Source organism: Paenibacillus durus, from assembly GCF_000756615.1.
Lineage (GTDB): Bacteria > Bacillota > Bacilli > Paenibacillales > Paenibacillaceae > Paenibacillus_AQ > Paenibacillus_AQ durus.
Genome location: NZ_CP009288.1, coordinates 593,405 through 614,405, shown reverse-complemented (window position 1 = coordinate 614,405; position 21,001 = coordinate 593,405). Strand labels below are relative to the sequence as shown.

Here is a 21,001-nt window from a genome sequence, read left to right as displayed (position 1 = left end):
CTCTCTATGCGTTTATGGTTCTGGACCAAGCCTTCACGGTGCAGCATGACATACAGCCCGGGCATTTCACTTTGTGTGCCGTTTGGCAGTGACTTCTGCTTTCATCGGCATCGCTCCCACCTTGACTTTGCCTGTCATCGAGTCACCGTCAAGAATCATGTCGAATCGGGAGTTCGTACGGATGGGCTGGGTGACCGTTTGAGACCATGTTAGCCGATTGCCGTCGAGCTGAAGATCGACAAGCGGTGTCTCCTCTCCGTTTGCCGGATTACGGCTAATGCCCTTCAGCATACCTCCGACAGTGGAGAATTCGATTACAGGATGCTGTTTCCCAATAGGCGTCTTGATGGTGAAGTCCCATGTACCTTCAACCGATAACGCGGTTTGGGGGACAGGACGCGATGCATATTCGATAGTGGACTCTGCGGCAAGCCCAGGGCCCGCTGTGGAATCCGATGTCTCGGCTGCGTTATCCAAGCCCGACTGAACGCTGCCGGCCTTTGGAACGATGACACTTGGTGCGGTCATTAACGGCAGGATCAGCCTGGTTGGATATTCGCCGCCCGTGTGGATTACATGCCGACCCGTGTTGCGAAGAGTCAGCGGTGCCGCTCCTGGGAAGGCAAACGGCGTAAGATTGGTGCCGGATATGATCAGGCGCAGAGTCTCGCCAGGATGGACAAGCATTGCCGTTGCAGAGAAGGTGATGACGAGTTCAACCACCTCGCCCTTTGACAGCCGCTGCTCGGAAGCATAGACGGGCTGCTTCCGGGGATCGGTCGTCATGCTGCGGCGCGAGGCGCGCATGCGCCCCCACGGACCGTCATAGAGGAAGCCTGCGCGGCCAAAACCTTCGGCGAGTTCCACGATGTCATCCCATTCCTTTTCATATTCAGGTTCGTCCTTGGGAATCAACACGCGCCCCAAAACCTCTCCGTTACTATCAAGCTTGACCAGTTTGACGAAGATATCAGCGTCATCGGAACCATCAGCCTCGATCCAAAGATGCGCCTGAACGTAACCTGTCAATTCGGTCGTCTTATCGAAGGTGATCTCAAAAGCAGTCTGTCCGCTTTCGGCATCATAGGCTGCTTGTGCAGCGGCAGGCGCATGTTCCGCCATCCTCCCGGTCGCACCGTCAAGATGGAACACATAGTCTTTCGTCCGGGCCGGTGGAAATTCGTTCTCCGCCCGGTCGAAGAGGTCGCGGTTGCCGAAATCGCACACGGTCAGGCGCACACGGGGGGTATCGCGCCAACCATTATCCTCCCCACGCAGAAAGTAGTCGAAGAAGCGGCGAAGGTCTTCCTGGTAAACGTTATTGTAGAAATCAGGCCACTCAAGGCCATTGTTGAGCCGGAGCCAGCGATCCTCCACAGTTAGGCGGTGCCAGCCTTCCATCGTTCCCTTGTGATGGAGCTTGCCTCCCCAGCTCTGTACAACATAAGTTGGTATATTGATCTTCTCGACTGCAGCACGCTTAGCCGCCCAGTACGAATTGAATTCAGGATACTTGTCAAGCATTGTCGCGACGTCCTCGATGCCACCCTCCGATGGGGCGTTCCCCAACAGCCAGTTGATGAATCCGGCGTAAGGAATTCCTCCATCAAAGAAACAGAAGCGGTAAGCGTCGGCCATCCCCTCCCAGGGAGCGATTGCGGCAAGATGCGGCGGACGCTCGGCTGCAACGAACCACTGGGCGATGCCAAGCCACGAAGTGCCTGCCATTCCTACCTTGCCATTGCACCAGCTTTGCACTGCAACCCACTCCACCAAATCGGCCCCGTCCTTGCCTTCCTGCGCGTTCCAAATCTGTGTCTTGCCATCAGAGCGATACGCGCCGCGTGCATCTGGACTTACAACGACGTAGCCTTGTGGGCACCACCAATTGGGGTCTATACCCTCAAACTTGTCCAATCCCGATATGAGACGCTGGGGAACTCCTGAGCGGAAGGGGAAATTGTCGAAAGTGATGAAACCGTCGCGCTTGCCGTACGGGCTCCAGCCAATAATCGCCGGAAGCGGCCCCGCGGCGTCGGCCGGGCGGTACACATCAGTATAGATTATCGTGCCATCGCGAAGCTGCACCGCCACGTCACGATCGAGTAGGAGATCGTGAGTAATCGCAGGTGCGCCTTCCTTCACGACCGTCCCCGCCTTGATGACAGTTCGGCCCGGCTGAAAACCAGGATAGTGCACATCCGGATTGGAGACATCGAGGCCTTCACGATAGATCACGGGAATGTTGATTTCGTCTTCTCTTTTCACAAATATTCTCCTTTACATGTTGGTTATTCTTTGGAAAATGCTCCGTACCGAAAAATTCGGACGGCGTTCTTAACAACGTCCTGATAATCATACTTCTTGCTTTTCGCAGGAATCATTTCTTGCAACATGACGAAAGACCAGAGGGAACCAATGAACAATCTGACGACAAGGACAGGGTCCATTCCGCTTGGCACATGAAGTTTTAGCAGTTTGCCCAACCTTTCTGCCGCTTCTTCGACTACCCCATGTAAAAACAGTTCTCCTATTTCCGGAAAATTCGGCGATTCTCCAATGATGACCCTAACAAGTTTTATCTTCTGCGGATCTTTGAATATGGATAAGAACGTCATTCCGATTCCTGTCAACACGTCTTCGATCGTTGCCTGTTCAGTCCCATTTTCAGTCCGGTTAAAAATCGTCTGCATTTGGGCAGATTCCTTAATCATGGAGATAAAGAGCTTGTCCTTACTCTCAAAATATTGATATATCGAGCCTTTTGACATGCCTATTTCTCTTGCAATGTCCTCCATATTAGTGCGGGTGTAGCCCTTTGTTCCAAACACATCAAGAGCAGCCTCCATAATTTGCTTTCTCCGCCTATCTTGAGAATAAGAAACATCTTTCAAGTCCAATCTACCCATATCCGTAAGAATTTCATCCTTGCTTTTGTAATAACGATAAATCGTTCCCACAGCCACTTCCGCGCTTTTTGCAATGTCCTTTACGCTGGTATCCTTGTATCCCTTCCGGGTTATCAGTTCCTCAGCGGCGTTTTTAATTTTTTCTTTTGTATTATCGCTCATTGAATCACTCCTTGTGGCGTTTGATAATGAATTAATACCATCCAGTCATTATGTATTCATTATATCCCGATTTTTTCACCTGTCAATAGATCTGTTCTCTTCCTTCCTGTCGCGGTTAAATACATTTATCTCATGCCAATAACTACTTTAGGGTCAGTATGCCAACTACTAAAGTAAGATAACTCATGGTAAATTAAGTACATGAAGAGACTATACGAAACACGTGATGATCAATGGGATTAAATCAAAGACTTGTTGCGCGCCGGACCGCAAACCCCAGGGAGGGCGACCTCCTAAAGACCATTGTATTATGTTGAACGCCATGCTTTGGGTGGCTCGCACCGGGGCCCCTTGGCGGGATTTGCCGGAATATTACGGCTCGTGGTCCTCGGCCTAAAGCCGTTTCCGCCGTTGGCAATAAGCGTGAATCTGGGATCATAGGAGCCGGGGTAAAAGGGGGCAGCATTTTCAGGCCATCGGAAACGCAGGCATCCTAGCTACAGGAGGGCTTGACCCCTCCCGTGACCGGACTTTCACCGGCTAGAAGGGTGCGTGCTTCTGGGCACGCTAATGAAAAAAGCTCAAGCTACCTATTAGCTTAAGCTCCCCTTTGCCTCAAAATAATGCCTTTTCTCTATTTTAAGCACCTACCGCTTGCAAACTAAGCATAGTGGCATCGACTTTCAACTCAATTCTTTGCTTTACCACTATTTGTGATACGGTTCACCGCGTTGAATCTTAAACGCGCGGTACGTACGGAGACAGCCGTTCAAATACTTCTGGAAGGGTGTATCCAATTCTTTCAGTTCTGAAGCCGAAATTGATAACGCGATATCGAGAGAGTAATCTTTTCAGCTCTTTCGTTACCAAGTTAGGCTTAACATAAAAAACGGGTTGGAGCGACAATGTCTCCAACCCGTTTTTCATTTCATTCGATATCATGGTTTACTTCGCTTGAACGTTGATAGTCGATTAATCGATTTTTACTTTGTGGCTTTCGTTTGCAGGGATTTTAACATACAGAACTTTCGCTGACGCATCGAAGTAATAGCCGCTTGCTTGTTGGTTCAGTTCGTCAAGGCTGCTTGCTTTGCCGTATTTGTTCTCAGCCGCCTGCACTTTGTTCGGCTCTTTGGCATCATGCAGCTTTAGCGTATAGGACTGGATGTCGGATTCATAGCTTTCCGTCTTTTTGTCCTGCTCGAATTCGATGTGATTTCCTTTCTGCTCTACACGGAAGTCGGTAACATTGAATTCGCCTCTCGTGTAATCCTCTGTATTTGCATCGTCTTCATAGAAGCTGTAGGAAGCCTGGCCTGCAAGGTAAGTGTCTAGAATCAGATTTGTCAGCTTTTTCTCGCCGGTGTACTGCTGAACTTCGCGGCGAGGAATGATCGAGTCCTGTTTCACATAGATAGGAAGCGTGCCGAGATCGGCTTGTTTCGTGATGGTTTGGCCGCCCTCAAACTCTTCACCTGTCCAGTAATCGACCCATTTCACGCCAGCCGGCAAGTACACACTGCGGGACGTTGCTCCTTGATTCACTACAGGTGCGATCATTAGCGAATCGCCGAACATGTACTGATTGTCGTTGTTATAGGTATTTGAATCATACTGAAAATGATAGACGAGCGGCTGCTGTACAGGCTGACCGCTTTCCTGCGCACGCTTGAACTGGTTGTACAGGTAAGGCAGTAATTCGTAGCGCAAGGAAATATATTTCCGGCTGATGTCCTCTACTTCCTTACCGAATGCCCACGGCTCCTGCTCCTTATCCCAACTGTAATGGTCCCTGGAGAAAGGCACAAAGGCGCCGACTTCGATCCATCGGGCAAACAGTTCGGGCGTCGGCACGTCCTGCGAAGTCGGTTTGGCAAAGCCGCCGATGTCGTTGCCGACAAATGCTGCGCCTGATAATCCGAGATTCGAATTCATCGGGATTGTCATGCGGAGATGATCCCAGTTGCTCGTATTATCGCCGGTCCAGATGGCGGCGTAACGCTGGGTTCCCGCATACGCAGCACGAGTAAGCACGAACGGGCGAATGTTCGGCTTGTTCACTTTGAATCCTTCGTACGTCGCTTCATTTTCCAGATGGGCAAAGATATTATGAATCTCTTTGTTCTGTTTCTTACTTCCGTCGTCCGCCTCATAAACGGTATCGAGCGGCATGGACCAGCCCGGACCGCCAAACACGGCCGGTTCGTTCATGTCATTCCAAATGCCGGATACGCCTTTGTCAAACAGCGCTTTGTGTTTTTTCGCCCACCAGTCGCGGACATCGGTCTTCAGGAAGTTCGGGAAAACAGAGTTACCCGGCCATACATAACCGACATAGGGGCTGCCGTCGGCATTTTTAACCCAGAAGTTGTTCTTGGTTCCTTCCTGATAGGTATCGAAGCTTTCGTCAACTTTGACACCCGGATCGTTGATCGTAACATATCTGAAATTCAGGTTATCCATATCTGCCTTCAGCTTGTCCGGATCGGGATACTTCGGCCCCCAGGTAAATACACGGTAGTCATTCATATAATCGATGTCCGCGTACATCGCATCGGCGGGGATTTGCTTGTCGCGGAATGTTTTGGCCACCCTGACCAGATCATCCTGCCAATACCCCCATTTGCTTTGCTGGAAACCGAGAGACCATTCCGGCGGCAAATTGATCTTGCCGGTCAAATCGGTATACCGGTCAACGACGTCTTTAATTTCCGGACCATTGATAAAATAATAGGTCAGTTTTCCGCCATCGGCGTAGTAATAATAGTAATCGTCGCTTTCCTTAGCCATGTTGAAATGGGAACGGTACGTATTATCGAAGAAGAGACCGTAGGCCTTTTGATCCTTCAAACCGATAAAAAACGGAATGGTGGCATACACATATTTCGTGTCTTTCGTATAGGAGTATGCGTCCGTGTTCCACATACCGATATCATAGCCGCGTTTGTTCAAACCGCCGGTTTGCTCGCCGAAACCGTAAAAGTTCTCGGTCTTGTCCGTTTTTTTGAACACGTATGGCTTTCCGTCTTCATAACCGGAACCTTTAATGTCGTCTTCATTAATAACATTCCCGCTTTTATCCAGATATTTGATTCCAAACGGGCTTTTATTGATGTCTACCGTTAAGCTGTCGGTAGTGATGACGATTCTCTTGTCGTCTTCCTTCACTTTGAATTTGGGAGCTCCCCAATCCGTCTTAGCAATCCCAGGAGAGACAAACTCTTCCTCACCTTTGTTTAAGATCGACACCTTGGCCATATCGGAAGTGAGCAAACGGATATAAGCTTCCTCAACGCCCAAATCAAGCTTTACGCCATTGTCGAGCTGCCGGAAGCTTTGCACGGCCATCGGCTGCTGCAGTTTGTTTTTATCCAAAGGTGTATCGGGAGCCGGCTGCTGTACTTCCGCATAGGCGGTTTGGGGAGAATAAAGCTGGGAAAGAGCATTGCCTGAGAGAAGGACTGCACCTGCTAAAATTAATGGCACCCATTTCTTTTTCGGCTTCATTTGGTTTCTCTCCTTCATAATGACATTGTAAACACGGGTTGGAGACAAGAGTCTCCAACCCGGTAATTGATAGTTGCAATTCCAGCAGCGATATTATTTGCTTCCATCTATATCGTCTTGAGTTTGAATCTTCACTTTCTGTTTCTCGTCTACCGGGATTTTGACATACAGCACATGTTCATTCGCATCGAAGTAGTAAGCTCTTTCCTGCCCATTCAATTCTTCGATGCTGCCTGCTTCGGCATACTTGTTGTTAGCGGCTTGTACTTTCTTCGGTTCTACAGCGTCATGAAGCTTCAGCGTGTAGGACTGAATGTCGGAAGTGTAGTTCTGAACTTTTTTGTCCTGATCGAATTCGACGTGGTTTCCTTTGTTTTCCACATGGAAGTCGGTTACGTTGAATTCGCCTCTCGTGTAATCCTCTGTAGTCGCATCATCCTGATAGTAGCTGTAGGAAGCCTTGCCGTTAAGATAGGTGTCGAGAGTTAGATTCGTCAGCTTTTTCTCGCCGGCATACTGCTGGACTTCGCGGCGCGGAATGATCGAGTCTTGCTTCACGTAAAGCGGAAGCGTGCCAAGATCGGCTTGTTTTGTGATCGTTTGTCCGCCCTCAAACTCTTCGCCGGTCCAGTAGTCGATCCATTTTACCCCGGCTGGCAAATACACGCTGCGGGACGTTGCGCCCTTCTCCACAACCGGTGCAATCATCAGAGAATCGCCGAACATGAATTGATCTTCGTTGTTATAGGTATTCGGGTCATCCTGGAACTGGAACACGAGCGGCTGCTGAATCAGGTTTCCGGTTTCATGCGCTTGTTTGAACGCGTTCTGCAGGTAAGGCATCAGTTCGTAACGCATGGAAATGTACTTGCGGCTGATATCCTCAACTTCCTTGCCGAATTGCCACGGTTCTTGTCTATTAATGTTCTGTTTAACCGACGGGCTGTCACCGTCATTATTGTAGTGGTCCCGAGAGAACGGAAGGAAGGCGCCAAGCTCAACCCAGCGTGCGAACAGTTCCGGCGTGCAGATTTCGCCCAATTGTTTATTTTTGGTGAATCCGCCGATGTCATTGCCCACAAACGGGTGACCGGCCAATCCGACATTGGAATTCATAGGAATCGACATTCTGAGATGTTCCCAAGTGCTGTGGTTATCACCGGTCCAGGTTGCAGCGTAACGCTGAGTTCCCGTGTATCCGGCACGCGTCAACACGAACGGACGGACGTTCGGTTTGAGTTTTTTGAATGCGTTGTAAGACGCTTCTTCCTCCAAATGCGCATAAATGTTATGGACCTCTTCATGAGCATGTTTGACTCCGTTATCATCCTCATGCACAGCATCCAGCGGCAGCGTCCAGTGGTCTTTAGCTATAAAACTGACCGGTTCGTTCACGTCGTTCCAAATACCGTCTATGCCTGTGTCAAAGAACGGCTTGTACTGCATCGACCACCAATCACGGGTTTCCTTTTTCAGGAAATTGGGATAAACGGAAGAAGGCGGTGCCGAAGGGTTCCAAGGCCAAAGCTTGCCAAGGAAGTTGGTGCCATCGGGGTTTTTCACCCAGAGATCCTTCGCGGTCCCTTCATCATAAACACTGTAGCCTGGCAAGGCCCTGATCGCGGGATCGAAGATATTCACTTGATGGAAACCCTGCTCTTCCATACGTTTGCCCAGCCCTGCAGGATCGGGAACTTTTTTCCCCCACGTAAAGGCTTTATAGTCGTCCATATATTCGATATCAAAAAACAATCCGTCCGCCGGAATTTTCTTTTCGCGATACCCTGCGGCTACTTCTTCCATGTCGTTTTGGGAATACGCCCAGCTGGATTGATGGAAGCCCAAAGACCATTCAGGCGGCAGGGGGATTTTACCGGTCAAATCGGTATAACGGTCTACGACATCTTTGATCTGCGGCCCATTGAAGAAATAGTAGGTCAGTTTGCCGCCGTCGGCATAGAAGTAATAGTAATCATCGCTTTCCTTGGCGAAGTTGTAGTAAGTGCGGTACGTATTGTCGAATAAAATGCCGTACGCCTTTTTATCTTTCAAGCCGATAAAGAATGGAACCGATTGGTAAATATATTTCGACTCATACGGGAACGGGTCCTGATGCCATATGCCTTCTTCCTTGCCGCGTTTGTTCAGACCGTCGGTTTTCTCGCCTAATCCGTAGAAATTCTCGTTGTTATCGGTCTTTTTGAACACGTAAGGCTTCCCGTTTTCGTAACCTATCCCTTGATCCCCGTCCTCGTTAATGACGTTTCCGTCTTTATCCATATATTTGATTCCAAACGGGCTTTTCTTGATGTCTACGGTTAAGCTGTCGGTAGTAATGACGATTCTCTTGTCGTCTTCCTTCACTTTGAATTTAGGAGCGGACCAATCCGTCTTAGCGATCCCCACAGAGGTATATTCCTTGTCTCCTTTGTTCAAGAGCGACACTTTGGCCATATCGGATGTAAGCATCCGTATGTAAGCCTCCTGTGCGCCTAAATTAAGCTTTACGCCATTGTCCAACTGCTCGAAGCTTTGCACCGTCATAGGTTGTTGCAGATGGCTTTTATCAAGCGGCCTGTCATCGGTCGGTCTAAATGCTTCTACCGGGAAAACCAAATCGTCCGCAAATACAGGTTGAGCGAGATAGAACTGTGAAACGGCATTGCCTGAAAGTAGAACAGCAGTTGCTAATAGTGCGGTTACCGCTTTTTTCGTTCTTTTTCGTTTCATTAGGTTTCTCTCCTTGTTAATGAATTGGTCATGCTTTGCCCTTTCTTAAGCTCTCCCCCTCTCCGCTAAAGGCTAATCCTCTTCCGGATTTCATGTTTCATGTTAGGTTAACGAGCGGATTTCGAGCAATAGCGACAAGGACTCAAATCGTCAACGCATGTTACAGGAGCGGCGGGACGTATCTAAATTGATATTGTCCTCTATATGGACATCACAAATCATCCGGTAAAAGGGCCAACATGAACGCGAAATCAAGGCTTTTAACCTCCATGCGAACAAGTGAAGCTGCATCAATATAAATATAGGTCTTGGATAAGGGAATCCAACTTCATGCTTGAAATGGTGTTATTTTACAAATAAAAAAGGCTTAAGAATTTGTTAATTCTCAGCCCGTTTCAACTTATTTTTCTGAATATCTGTTCCACGATTTTTGGAATTCCTGCAGAAGTTCATCCCTGTTCATTTGTTTATTGATATAAGCTTGCATGGCAGGCCCAAACTCATCGCTCACTCCGGCAGGGTATTTGAACCAGTTCCATGATAATGTTTTGCCTTCCTTTACGTATTTGATAATATCAGCGGCAAGCGGACCCGAATTTTTGATCTCTATATTGGAAAAGGCGGGAACAAACTTGAATTGCTCGGTCATAAATCTTTGACCTTGTTCCGAAGAAACCATCCAGTTTAAGAACTTTTTAGCCTCCGCTTTCTTCACAGCGGTTGTTTTTTTGTTTACGACCCAATTGTTGGGAATGCCGATCGCGAGTGCATCGTTTTTCGCCGCATCGTCGCTAATCGGCATTGGGAAAAATCCTATATTCATGTTCGGTGAGATTTTGTCCAACATCGGCTGTACCCAGTTTCCTTGCAGGATCATCGCAGTTTTACCCTTTGCAAATCCGGTGACTGCCGCATTGTAATCTATGGTCAGCGAATTCTTGCTGCCATATTGTACGGTTAGATCAAGCAGTCGGAGCATTCCTATAAATGGTTCGTTTCCTTTAAACTTTTGCGTTCCGTCCGTCAATCCCTTAATAAAAGCATCTGGGTTGTCCTGATGCGCAAATGCGATGTTTAACATGAATACGCCAAGGAGCCATTTTTCCGCGTACCCGATCGAGAAAGGAGTAATATTCATGGCCTTAAGCTTTTCCGACATATCCTTTAATTCGCTCAGTGTTCTCGGTGCTTCCTTAATACCCGCTTTCGCTAACAATTCTTTATTGTAAATAAAGCCGTAGCCCTCCACATTCATCGGCATGCCGTAGATCTTACCGTCCATTTCCATCGGTTCTAATGCGTGTTTATACGCATGTCGGACCCAAGGCTGATCGGACAAATCCTCCAGGTAATCTTTCCACAGTCTGGCTTCCTCATATCCGCCGTTTGTATAAATATCCGGACCTTTCCCGGCAGCAAATTGGGTCATCAGCATTGCACGGTCATCAGCGCCCCCGCCAACCGTCCGAATGTGAATATCCACTTCAGGGTGTTCCCTCTCGTATTCTTTGACCAGCCGCTCAAACTGGGAGGCAATCTCCACCTTGGGATTGAATACGCTCAGAACGATCTTGTGAACTTTTTGTTGACCGGTTTGCCCTTCCTCATTCCTTTCCCCGCACGCTGCAAGCGATACTACCATCACCGCTATCAACATTATTTTCGTAACTTTGTTCACCAATTTCCCCTCCCTTCTTTTTATTTTGTTTTCCGTAAAGGCTGCGATATTGGGCCGGGGTCATGCCTACTTCTTTCTTAAATAATTTTGAAAAATACTTTTCATTCTGATACCCGAGGTTCACCGCAATCGAGTACATTCTTTCTTCCGTTTGACTAAGCCATCGTCTGGCTTGTTCAATTCTTAATTGGATTAAATAATTGGAAAGGTTGATCCCTTGCTCTTGTTTAAACCGGCGGCAAATATGCTCCCGGCTTAGAAAGAAACGATTGGCCAATTTATCCAAAGAAAGCTCCTCCGTGTAATGCTCCTCCAAATAGGTGACGATGTCATTCATTCGCCGCGCGTCATCCAAATCGCTTAGCCGATGAATGGTCCTGAAATTCTGCAGCTCCATCGCTTTTTTGGCCGATTGATACGCATTCGGAAGATCGTTTAAGGACGTTAGCGGATCGCCGCCGGCCAATCGTACGGGAATATCAAAATGGTTGGAAATCCACTGCTCTACCGGGAACTTGCTGCCTCGCGGACTGATCAACAGACCGGTGCAATCCTCATTTTGCAGAACAAACGCATTGCCCCACTCCTGTGCCGTCATCTCCTCGGCGAGCCGATTGATGTAAGTTTCGGCAGGGTGAGCATGGTAAAAATAGACTAGGGTCAGATCATAGGCATCCGCCTTCGGAAGGTACCCCGCCAGATCCTCCCTATTCCAAGGCGCTCCTTCACAAGCTGCCGTAATTAACCGGTTACTGTGCAGCCTTTCGGCTTCTCGGGCAACGACAGAGTCGCTTCGCCGTTCGGCTTCCTCACGGTTCCAGGCCAATATGGCGCCCTCCAAGACCGTATTTAAGGCATCTGCTTCAACAGGCTTCAATAAATAATCAAAGCTGGAGCATTGTATGGCTTTGCGCATATAAGAGTAGTCATCATATCCCGAGACAATAATCACTTTTCCCGGGTAATCTTGCTGGTTTAACCACTCCAAAAGCTGGATACCGGTAACTTTGGGCATTTTGATGTCGGCAAATATGATTTCGGGCCGCTCCCTTTCGATAATGGTTTGGGCCTCTTCCCCATTGCCGGCTTCCCATATTTCCGTCACGCCCAGTTGATCCCATTGTCCCAAATACCGGATCACATCGCGCACATTGAATTCATCATCCACAATAAGAGCTTTCATGATTATCGTCCTCCTTTGATTGGGTTGGAATCGTAATAAGGACGGTAAATCCTCCGCTGGGATTCGAATCCACCTCCAGGCCTCCGCGAGAACCGTAGTTCAAGATTAACCGATCATGTATATTTTTCAGACCGATCCGGTTATCGGGTGATGCTGCATCATGACCTACTGCGTTTAATTTCCTTCTCAGTTCATTCAACTCTTCGAGTGACAAGCCGGGGCCATCATTCGCCACAACCAGTTTCACATCTCCGTCATCAAGCCATCCCCGAATGCTGAGATGCGAACCGTAATGCCCTTCCTCAAAACAATGCTTGAAGAAGTTCTCAACGAGCGGCTGTAAAATCATGACCGGGACCGACATATCCATTATGGACTCTTCTATAGAGATGGAGTGGCGTAATTCCACCCGAAAACGTTCTTTTTGCAGATCCAAGTATGCTTTCACGTAATCCACTTCACTGCGTATCGAAGCCCAATTATCCATTCGGATCGTATACCGCATCATTTTCGACAAGGAAGTCACCAATTGATAAATTTGCGGAGTTTGAGAACGAAGGGCAACCGCACCGATGGATTGTAAAGCATTATGCAGAAAATGCGGGTTGATTTGCGATTGAATCGCCCGGTATTGGTTCGTTTTGTTCTCGAGTTCGAGCCGATATTCCCTATCAATATACAAATTGATTCGTTCCATCATTTCCTTAATGTGCCTCTCCAAATGACCGATTTCGTCACGGCCGTTATCATTAAACCATATATTCGTATGCCCTCCTTCAATCTTTCGGACTTTCTTACTTAATAATTGAATAGGTCGAGTGATCTTATTTGAAATAAAATGGACCATAATAAGCCCCAAAAAAACGACACCTACACCAAAAAAGGCGCTGATATACGCCGTTTGCCTCACATCGCGGTATAAGTTGCCGCTCGAAGTCACCTTGATCAAATGCCAATCCCCAAATTCACCCGGAAGCGGTTTGGACATCGTAATATCGCCTGATCTTCCACTCGTGAGAGACAATCCGGAACCAGGTCTCCACTTTTTACCTATCATCGTTTGATCGGTTGAATAGACGACAGCTCCATTCCCATCCGTAAGGATAACCAACTCACCTTCCTTCAGAAAACGGTTGGAAATGGTAGAAAGGCGGCTTAGGTCGATATCCATAGTGACAACACCTAAAAATTCGTTGGAGAGTATATTCTTGATTTTATGATGAATCGTCATCACCAGCGTCCGATCCGACATTGGCATCACGGCAGCTCCATTATAATTCCGGATCAAATGCGGCGGTTCAATCAAAAAATTGGAGCCGGATTGAATCAACTTCTGAATGGGAGGACTTTCTGATAGATCAGGCCGCTTCATACGGGCGCTCACCTTGGCATCGTAAACGGTAAAAGAATCCCCGTCTTTCACCATAAAAAACCGAACTTGATGAATTTCTCTGCGCATCAGATAAAAGGCTTGAAACCATTTATCAACTTCAAGCTGATTCGAGTAAATTTCTTTATCAAAGCCTCTTTCGAATATCCGGAATAAACCGGGATTAAGGTATAAAATATACGGCAAATTGACCATATCCTGAAAGTATTGCCCGAGCTCTTCACTGCCCTTTTGAAGCTGTACCTCGCTGATCCGATATTCGTGCTGCTCTACCTTTTGTTTAGTATGAAAATAGATGACCAGTACCGAAATGAAATAGGGCACGATAATAAATACGAGAAGCATGACCAATAAGCGGTTACGAATGCTGCTTTTCATGAGATGGATGTTCCTTTCCGTGGTTTCCGTCACGGTCTATTATAAAACAAGAGATACAAGGCAATGGGTGGATATAATTGGAAAATTACTGAATTGACTTGCAAGCGGGGTCTGTTACGGATGAACGGCAGTGCGTTTTATTTTTCAAAATAAAAAACCGCACCCTAAGGAACGGTTCAGACATTATAAGGAGTACCCACCCGAGCTGGCCAAAACGTTACTTCGACTCATATTTGGCCGTTTGCAGTCCGACCGGCTGCGGCTTCTTTTTCCCCTGATACACTTCCTGCACGATATACAGCGGACGTCCCTTGGACTCATCGTAGATGCGGCCGACGTATTCGCCCATGATTCCGAGCATCAGCAGCACGAAGCCGTTGAAGGTAAGCGTAATCCCGATGACGGAAGCCCAGCCCTTAACCGCCGAATCCGTAAAAATCGCGAGATACAGCACGTACAGCAGATACAGAAAGCCCGACGCCAACAGCAGCGCACCATATGTAAGCTAGTCCATAGTATTAATGAGGTTATTCTAAATAATGATACTGGAGCGGCATAACTTTGTAATGTTATAACCATATAAGTTTAACTGTTCATTTTGATATACAAACAGATATCGCCGATATTTCAGTCCGATGTCTGTTTAATTTTTATAACACAGTACTACACGTCAATTTATACGGTATCGTTAATTCAAACTTTTCCTTTACCATCACTTGTGATACAGTTCACCGTAACATCTGTAGAGCGAAATTTAAAGGGCACCCCAACGGATGCTTGGAGAAATTGTTTAGCCTCAATCATAATAATTAGGCAGTTTAATAGTTATAATTGTTGTACATAATAAGTGTAATTGAGTATACTAAAATCAGGACGAAAGCATTGATTTAATTGGATTTATACGTGTAAAAGGCGGTGTAATAATTGACGTATTTATTTAATTATGAGCATTTTGATACTGTGGAGAATAGATTGGTTTTCCATCCAAACTTGAATCTATTTGATTATGAGATAAATCAACTCATTCTTGAGGCAGAGAGAAATATTGGGGCACTAGCTCGACTTGGCTTAAAAAGTCACCCCTTAAAACCTACTATTTTACGTAACTCACTGGTTAGAACAGCACATTTCACCACCAAAATTGAACAGAATAAACTCGAGTTTAAAGAGGTAGAGAAATTATATCAAGATTACAAAAGAAACCCACTAACTATAAAACAAAAAGCGCAAATAGAAGTAAAAAATGTCTTTGAGACCTATGGGTTTATTTATAGTTTAGATCCAAACAAGGATTTTTCAGATATGGATGAACCTGTACTCAAGAAAATACAATATACTTTAATGAATGGCTTGACTAGCTATCCAGAAGGTTATAGGAATATACCAGTAGCTCTTCAAGATGGTGATGGGCATGTCAGTTACCAACCACCAGCATTTAACGAGGTTCCTAGCCTCATGCGAGCGTATTTCTCTTGGCTTTACACTAGTGTAACCGGATATATGAATCCATATGAGACAACAATCGTTAATCCTGAAAAAAAAGTGCACCCTCTGATCATTTCCGGGATCACTCATCATTTCATAGGTTATATCCATCCATTTCCTGATGGCAACGGAAGAACAGCTCGAGCATTTTCTACGTTAGTGGGCTTAATACACAACGACCTTGCCACGATTAAGGATGCATTTAGTGTAGAGGAATTCTTTGATAAAAGAATCGAGGATTATTATGATACGCTTATGGCCGCAACCAAAGGTAATCTAAAACCATTCATTGTTTTCTATCTTGAGTGTGTCAACGCATCGCTTACCAAAGTTCTCAAGGAATTGCAGCGTTACGATAGAATAAAACATATTCGTGAACTACTGGGTAGAGGGCATTCAAAAACAATGTTCGAACTAATCAGCAGAATGAACGATGGAGAGATATTTCACAGACAATTGTTTGATGATACCCTAGATGCTTCTTCCTCGAGTATTGCCAAAAATATTGCAAAACTTAAAGATTTAGGCGTTATAAAGTCGGGAGACAATCGCGGGGAATACATCGTCTGTATTGTGGATTAGCGTATCGCAAATAGTTGTACGGAATGGTTTAAGGATAGCGGCTTTTTAAGCTTCAGCAAAAAAGGGACGGTCCCTTCGGTCATCTTTCATGACTTATGGGACCGTCCCTTCGCTACATAATCAACTGTTGTTGGCTAGACGGTTTTCAGGGGCTCTTTCCCTTTTCTTTCGAGTACCCGGACAAGAACCCAGACCGCAAGGCTAGCGATGACCGCTACGATTGCCGATCCGCCTGCGTGCAGCAGCAGTATAGGAACCCAGAGCAGCCCAAGTGAACGATGCACCGTACGCATCCACTTGTTACGAACCTTATTAATGAAGAAGCCGTACCCGGCGATTGCGAGCAAAATGGCGAATCCCGCAAGACCGGTGTAAATTTTGTTCTCTTCCGGTTTGGCAAACAAAAAATAGATGCCATGAATTGCAATAACGGCCAAGGTCGCCCAGCCAAGCAGCTTGTGCACGGAACGCAGAAACTTCCCGGTTCTCCGTACCAGCATCGACGGCGATTTCAGCTTCCTTTTGAACCAGAACCAGGAAAAGCTGCAAGCTCCGAGGAACACGGAAATGGTGCCGAGCGTCTTAAAGATTTCCCCGCCGCCCTCAGGTCCTTCTCCTCCGAGAGGACGCATTACCCCAGCGCCGTCTGCCGGCCTTCCGCTTCCCTGGAAAGGAGACACATAAAAATAATAAGCGACTAGCAGTACGGCGGCTACAGCTGCCAAGATTGCCGGAATCCAGATGGTCTTTTTCGTTTTCATGGGATGCACCTCGATTAAATGGAGTTGCACTCATTGTACTTGGAAAAGATGAACAAACTATTAAAATTTAATAAAAAATTAAAATCACTCACCCAGGTTTGACCGTATCATTTAGACTCATAGCGGGCCGTTGTCATTCTGAGCGGTGGCTGCTGTTTTTTCCCCTGATACACTTCCTGCACGATATACAGCGGACGTCCCTTGGATTCATCGTAGATCCGCCCGATATATTCGCCCATAATTCCGAGCATCAGCAGCACGAAGCCGTTGAAGGTAAGGGTAATCCCGATGACGGAAGCCCAGCCCTTAACCACCGAATCCGTAAAAATCGCGAGATACAGCACGTACAGCAGATACAGAAAGCCCGACGCCGACAACAGCGCACCAAGGTAACCGGCCAGCTTCAGCGGCTTATACGAAAAAGAGGTGATGCCGTCCAGCGACAGCTTAACCATCCGCTTCAGCGGATATTTTGTTTCTCCCGCGAGCCGTTCGTCCCGTTCGTATTCGATCGCCTTTTGGCGAAAGCCCACCCAGCTGACTAGTCCGCGAACAAAACGGTTTTTCTCCGGCAGGCGCTTCAGCTCGTCGCATACCTTCCGGTCGATCAGGCGAAAATCCCCCGTATCTACCGGAATATTAATATCGGTTGAATACGCCAGCACCCGGTAAAACAGGCTTGCCGTCCATTTTTTGAACAGGGATTCGCCGTTTCGCTTCACGCGTTTGGCATACACGACCTCATAGCCGCTCTTCCACTCCTCGATCATCTGCAAAATCAGCTCCGGCGGGTCCTGCAAATCAGCGTCGATAATGATAATGGCATCGCCCTGGGCGTAGTCCATGCCTGCAGTTATCGCTACCTGATGCCCGAAGTTGCGGGAAAGGTCGATGAGCTTCACGCTCTCGTCCCAGCAGCTGTACTCCTCGACCATTTGAGCGCAGCTATCTGCGCTGCCGTCATTGACGAAAATCAGCTCATATGTCTCTCCCGTCGTTCCCATCACTTTTTTGATACGCCGGTAGGTCTCCTCAATAACCTCTTCCTCGTTGTACATCGGTATAATCACGGAATAGCGCACGTTCGAATCCATGAGCAGCTCCTCCTCATTAAAAATAGGGTGGCAGGCGCGCCGGTTATAGGCTATCAGTACGCCCGCTTGTTATAACCAAAGGCTCTTACGGTTAGTTCAACGTAACCTCGTACAATGTGCCTCCTGCACCGCCGCTTGCGCCCTGCCATTCCGAGGACGGAATTTCCGTGCCATGCTCAGTGATCCATGTCGTCAATTCCGAATTCCCCTCGCGTCCACCGCCCATGCCGCCGCCGGAAATATAGAAGTATTTAACCTTGCCGCTCTGGACCAGCGCCTGAAGGGTATCCTCCGTGTACACCACATCTGAACCGGAGAAGCCGTTAAGGATGACGACCTTATTGCCTTCGATGATATAAGGCCCGCCTGTGTTGTAATTCATAGTGGCGAATAAGTATTCCTGCCCCGTATTATGCTCTTTCAGATAAGCGACCAGCGATTCGTTAACATTCTCGCTCACGTTGCCGCCGAAACCGAATTGACCTTCGCCGGAACGGCTGTCCCGCGCGCTGTTATCGCTTGAGGCGTCCGTAACATTCTGGGCATTTGCACCGTTCTGGGTATTTGCGCCGTTCTGGGCGTTTGCGCTATTCGGGGCGCTGCCACCGTTCGGATTTGTACCGTTCTGGGAGCTTGCTCCGCTCTGGGCATCCGCTGCATCCGGCGTATTGCCGCCCGGCAGGCCCATCGTACCCCCATCTTCGGAGCCGCCGATGACTCTGTTCATCCTTTCGCCCATGCTGCTCCGGCTGTCAGGACCCGCGGCCGGAATCATGCTGTTCAAGCCGTAGGCAATCGGCGTAAGTGACCAGTAGAGCGGGCCGATCAGCAGCACGAACAGTCCGGCAATCGCCGTGATTCGAGGCAGCGGCTTCTTGCCGATTTTGAAAAGCGCCAGCAGCCCGGCAGCCGCAATGCCTCCGGCCAAAATGCCGATGGACCAGCCTACTCCGATCGTTTCTTGATAAGGATGCAGTATATACCACTGAAAGCCTGCTGTTATCAGAATAGCCACCGGAAGCAGCCAGGAGAGCCAGTCCGTACGCTCGCGGTACAAGCTCCACAGCTTGACGAAGCCCGCCCCGGCCAGCGCCGCGAGCGGCGGAGCCATCATAATGAGATAATATTGATGGAAAAAGCCCGCAATACTGAAGAACCCCGCGACCGGAATCAGCCACGCCAGCCAGAAGACGGCCTCCTTATGCTTCTGCGTAAAATGTCTTCTGCGCAGACCGGAGAAGATGCCAACGCAGCCCAAAAGGATGAAGGGAATCAGCCAGCTGGCCTGACCCGACAGCTCCGATTGGAACAGCCGCAGCGGACCCGCTGTGCCGGTATTGAACATGCCGCCCGCTCCGCCGTTCATGCCGCTGCGGCCTTCGCCCATTTGTCCGAATTCCCGCCAGCCGCCGTCATCCGCTCCGTTTCCGCGGAACTGCCCGAACGTTCCGTTCTGCCGTCTTTCGCCCGAGGCTGTTCCGTCCTGCGCACCGGATGCCGCATCGGCGCTCTGTGTGCCCGTGGCGTTCCCGTTCGGGTTCACCGAAGCCCCCGATGCTCCATCCGCGCCGCCCTGTCCGCCTCCGAAGCCACCGCTGTTCATTCCCGGCATTGCGCCGCCCATTCCGGGCATGCCCTGACCTTCACCGCCGTTCCATGACGGCATCTCTCCGTTCATACCCTGCGGGAAGGCGCCGCGCCCCGCATTGCCCCGGTCTCCGGTCAGACGCGATACGCCGTTATAGCCGAAGGCCAGCTTCATGACCGAGTTGGTCGTGCTGCTGCCGATAAATGGGCGCTGGCTGGCCGGGACGGAATCCACGATAACGGCCCAGGATACAGAGACGGCCAGCATGACGGCAGTGCATGCGGTCAGCACGCCCGCTTTTTTCTTCCAGTTCATCTTTAACGCCAGCCAATAAAAGAGATAGAAAGCCGGAACCACCATGTAAGCCTGCAGCATCTTCTCGTTGAACGCCACGCCGATTAACGCGAATGCGGCAATCAGGCTGCCGATCTTGCTGCTCTTGGTTCCCCTGAACAAGAACCACGCCGCCAGCAGCAACGTGAACACGAGCATGGCGTCGATATTATTCGTTCTGCTGACGGCCGCCGCCACCGGCGTAAGAGCCATTGCCAGCGCAGCGATACGGGCCGCCATTTTGCCAAAAGCCGGTTTCACCAGCAGATAGACCAGCAGCACCGACCCCACTCCGGCCAACGCCTGGGGCAGAATGACGCTCCAGCCCTTCAGCCCAAATATCCAGGCGAACAGTGTCTGTATCCAGAACACCACCGGCGGTTTATCCACCGTTACCGAACCCGCCGAGTCCAGCGAAGCATAGAAGAAATTATGCCAGTTCTGCAGCATGCTTCCTACCGCAGTTGTATAGTACAGATTGACATACTTGTCGTTCCAGATCCCGTAGCCGTACAGAAATGTCGCAAGCAGCAATATAGCCGCCAGAACGAGATCCGAACCCAGCTTCCTGATTAGTCTCATCTTAATCACTCTCCACCCGTTCATTGTTTCTCCGGCTGCCTGTAGACCGCCGCTTCCTCTTCCGTACTGTATTATTGCATCCGTACCTTAACTCATAATGAGTGCCCGCTGAATGTTTTCTGAAGGAGCAGATCGGCTGCTGGCAAGTCATATCGACCATCGTTGTGCAGAAAAGGGATAAGGGGAACAGCCCATCGCTTTGTTCGTTTGGTCCGTTTTGTTCGGTTTGTTCTCGTCTGTTCCGGCGGCACTGGCGGCGCAGGCAGCGCAGGCCGCACTGGCGGCGCAGGCAGCGCAGGCCGCACTGGCGGCACTGGCGGCACTGGCGGCGCCAGGCAGCACAGGCGGCATTTCCTGCAAATCTGCAGGCTTCGTGATGAATTTCGCCCAGGAAAAAAGAAATGGATGCGATTGTGCATCAATTTGATGCTTGAACGCCACTATGGGGAGATTGGATGCCAAGTACCTGCGCATTTGCAGGAATTGGTTTGAGGAGAGGGTTCTACGAGTAAAAAGATGTATCAACGTAGCAATTTTTCGAAAACTTCCGCCGCTGTAGGCCGTTCTTGGGGCGAAACGGCTGTCCCGCTTGTTGCCGCATCAAGGCATAAGCCTCATTATCAACTCGTACTGCAAAGC

General features: G+C 48.7%; 12 protein-coding genes and 2 pseudogenes. 3 read left to right on the top strand and 11 right to left on the bottom strand.

From position 1 onward, the window contains the following. Nucleotides 1-66: 66 nt before the first annotated feature. Together PDUR_RS02850 and PDUR_RS02845 are read right to left on the bottom strand one after the other, a co-directional pair. Complete coding sequence (locus tag PDUR_RS02850; RefSeq protein ID WP_052409964.1) at nucleotides 67-2,268, bottom strand: CocE/NonD family hydrolase; 2,202 nt, start codon at nucleotides 2,266-2,268, stop codon at nucleotides 67-69. A gap of 23 nt (nucleotides 2,269-2,291) precedes the next feature. Further along, a complete protein-coding gene (locus PDUR_RS02845) occupies nucleotides 2,292-3,071 on the bottom strand; it encodes a TetR/AcrR family transcriptional regulator (protein ID WP_042205007.1) in 780 nt (259 codons plus the stop codon). Nucleotides 3,072-3,339: 268 nt separating this feature from the next. Here PDUR_RS02845 and PDUR_RS30250 point away from each other — a divergent pair. Further along, nucleotides 3,340-3,465 (top strand): annotated as a pseudogene (locus tag PDUR_RS30250) (transposase); the annotation flags it as partial. Between the two features lie 578 nt (nucleotides 3,466-4,043). On the opposite strand, the gene PDUR_RS02840 reads toward PDUR_RS30250, so the two are convergent. The 6 genes and pseudogenes from PDUR_RS02840 to PDUR_RS02815 all read right to left on the bottom strand — a co-directional run. Continuing rightward, entirely contained in the window at nucleotides 4,044-6,578 is a 2,535-nt protein-coding gene (locus PDUR_RS02840; RefSeq protein ID WP_081949361.1) for a glycoside hydrolase family 31 protein, read from the bottom strand. A gap of 93 nt (nucleotides 6,579-6,671) precedes the next feature. Beyond that, nucleotides 6,672-9,308 (bottom strand): glycoside hydrolase family 31 protein, encoded by a 2,637-nt coding sequence (locus PDUR_RS02835; RefSeq protein ID WP_042205006.1) that lies wholly within the window; start codon nucleotides 9,306-9,308, stop codon nucleotides 6,672-6,674. Nucleotides 9,309-9,708: 400 nt separating this feature from the next. Beyond that, a complete protein-coding gene (locus PDUR_RS02830; protein WP_042205005.1) occupies nucleotides 9,709-10,965 on the bottom strand; it encodes an ABC transporter substrate-binding protein in 1,257 nt (418 codons plus the stop codon). Further along, a complete protein-coding gene (locus tag PDUR_RS02825) occupies nucleotides 10,913-12,169 on the bottom strand; it encodes a response regulator (RefSeq protein ID WP_081949360.1) in 1,257 nt (418 codons plus the stop codon). The genes PDUR_RS02830 and PDUR_RS02825 overlap by 53 nt, the downstream gene beginning before the upstream one ends. Then, on the bottom strand, nucleotides 12,147-13,937 hold the full coding sequence (locus tag PDUR_RS02820) for a cache domain-containing sensor histidine kinase (RefSeq protein ID WP_042205004.1): 1,791 nt from the start codon (nucleotides 13,935-13,937) through the stop codon (nucleotides 12,147-12,149). The genes PDUR_RS02825 and PDUR_RS02820 overlap by 23 nt, the downstream gene beginning before the upstream one ends. Nucleotides 13,938-14,154: 217 nt before the next feature. Then, nucleotides 14,155-14,433, bottom strand: a pseudogene (locus tag PDUR_RS02815) (glycosyltransferase); the annotation flags it as partial. 428 nt (nucleotides 14,434-14,861) lie between these two features. On the opposite strand from PDUR_RS02815, the gene PDUR_RS02810 reads away from it, so the two are divergent. After that, nucleotides 14,862-16,004 carry a Fic family protein gene (locus tag PDUR_RS02810; RefSeq protein ID WP_042205002.1) on the top strand — a complete coding sequence of 381 codons (1,143 nt, stop codon included), beginning with the start codon at nucleotides 14,862-14,864 and terminating at the stop codon, nucleotides 16,002-16,004. Nucleotides 16,005-16,138: 134 nt separating this feature from the next. Here PDUR_RS02810 and PDUR_RS02805 read toward each other — a convergent pair whose 3' ends face one another. From PDUR_RS02805 to PDUR_RS02795, 3 genes are all read right to left on the bottom strand, one after another. Beyond that, nucleotides 16,139-16,765, bottom strand: coding sequence for a hypothetical protein (locus PDUR_RS02805; RefSeq protein ID WP_042205001.1), 627 nt, complete (start codon nucleotides 16,763-16,765; stop codon nucleotides 16,139-16,141). Between the two features lie 107 nt (nucleotides 16,766-16,872). After that, on the bottom strand, nucleotides 16,873-17,859 hold the full coding sequence (locus tag PDUR_RS02800; protein ID WP_042205000.1) for a glycosyltransferase family 2 protein: 987 nt from the start codon (nucleotides 17,857-17,859) through the stop codon (nucleotides 16,873-16,875). A gap of 91 nt (nucleotides 17,860-17,950) precedes the next feature. Further along, the gene (locus PDUR_RS02795; RefSeq protein ID WP_042204999.1) at nucleotides 17,951-20,362 is read right to left on the bottom strand and encodes a glycosyltransferase family 39 protein; all 2,412 of its coding nucleotides are present in this window, start codon (nucleotides 20,360-20,362) and stop codon (nucleotides 17,951-17,953) included. Nucleotides 20,363-20,561: 199 nt separating this feature from the next. Between PDUR_RS02795 and PDUR_RS28500 the strand changes: the two genes are divergently transcribed. Beyond that, nucleotides 20,562-20,789, top strand: coding sequence for a hypothetical protein (locus tag PDUR_RS28500; RefSeq protein ID WP_042204998.1), 228 nt, complete (start codon nucleotides 20,562-20,564; stop codon nucleotides 20,787-20,789). The last annotated feature ends 212 nt before the right edge of the window (nucleotides 20,790-21,001 follow it).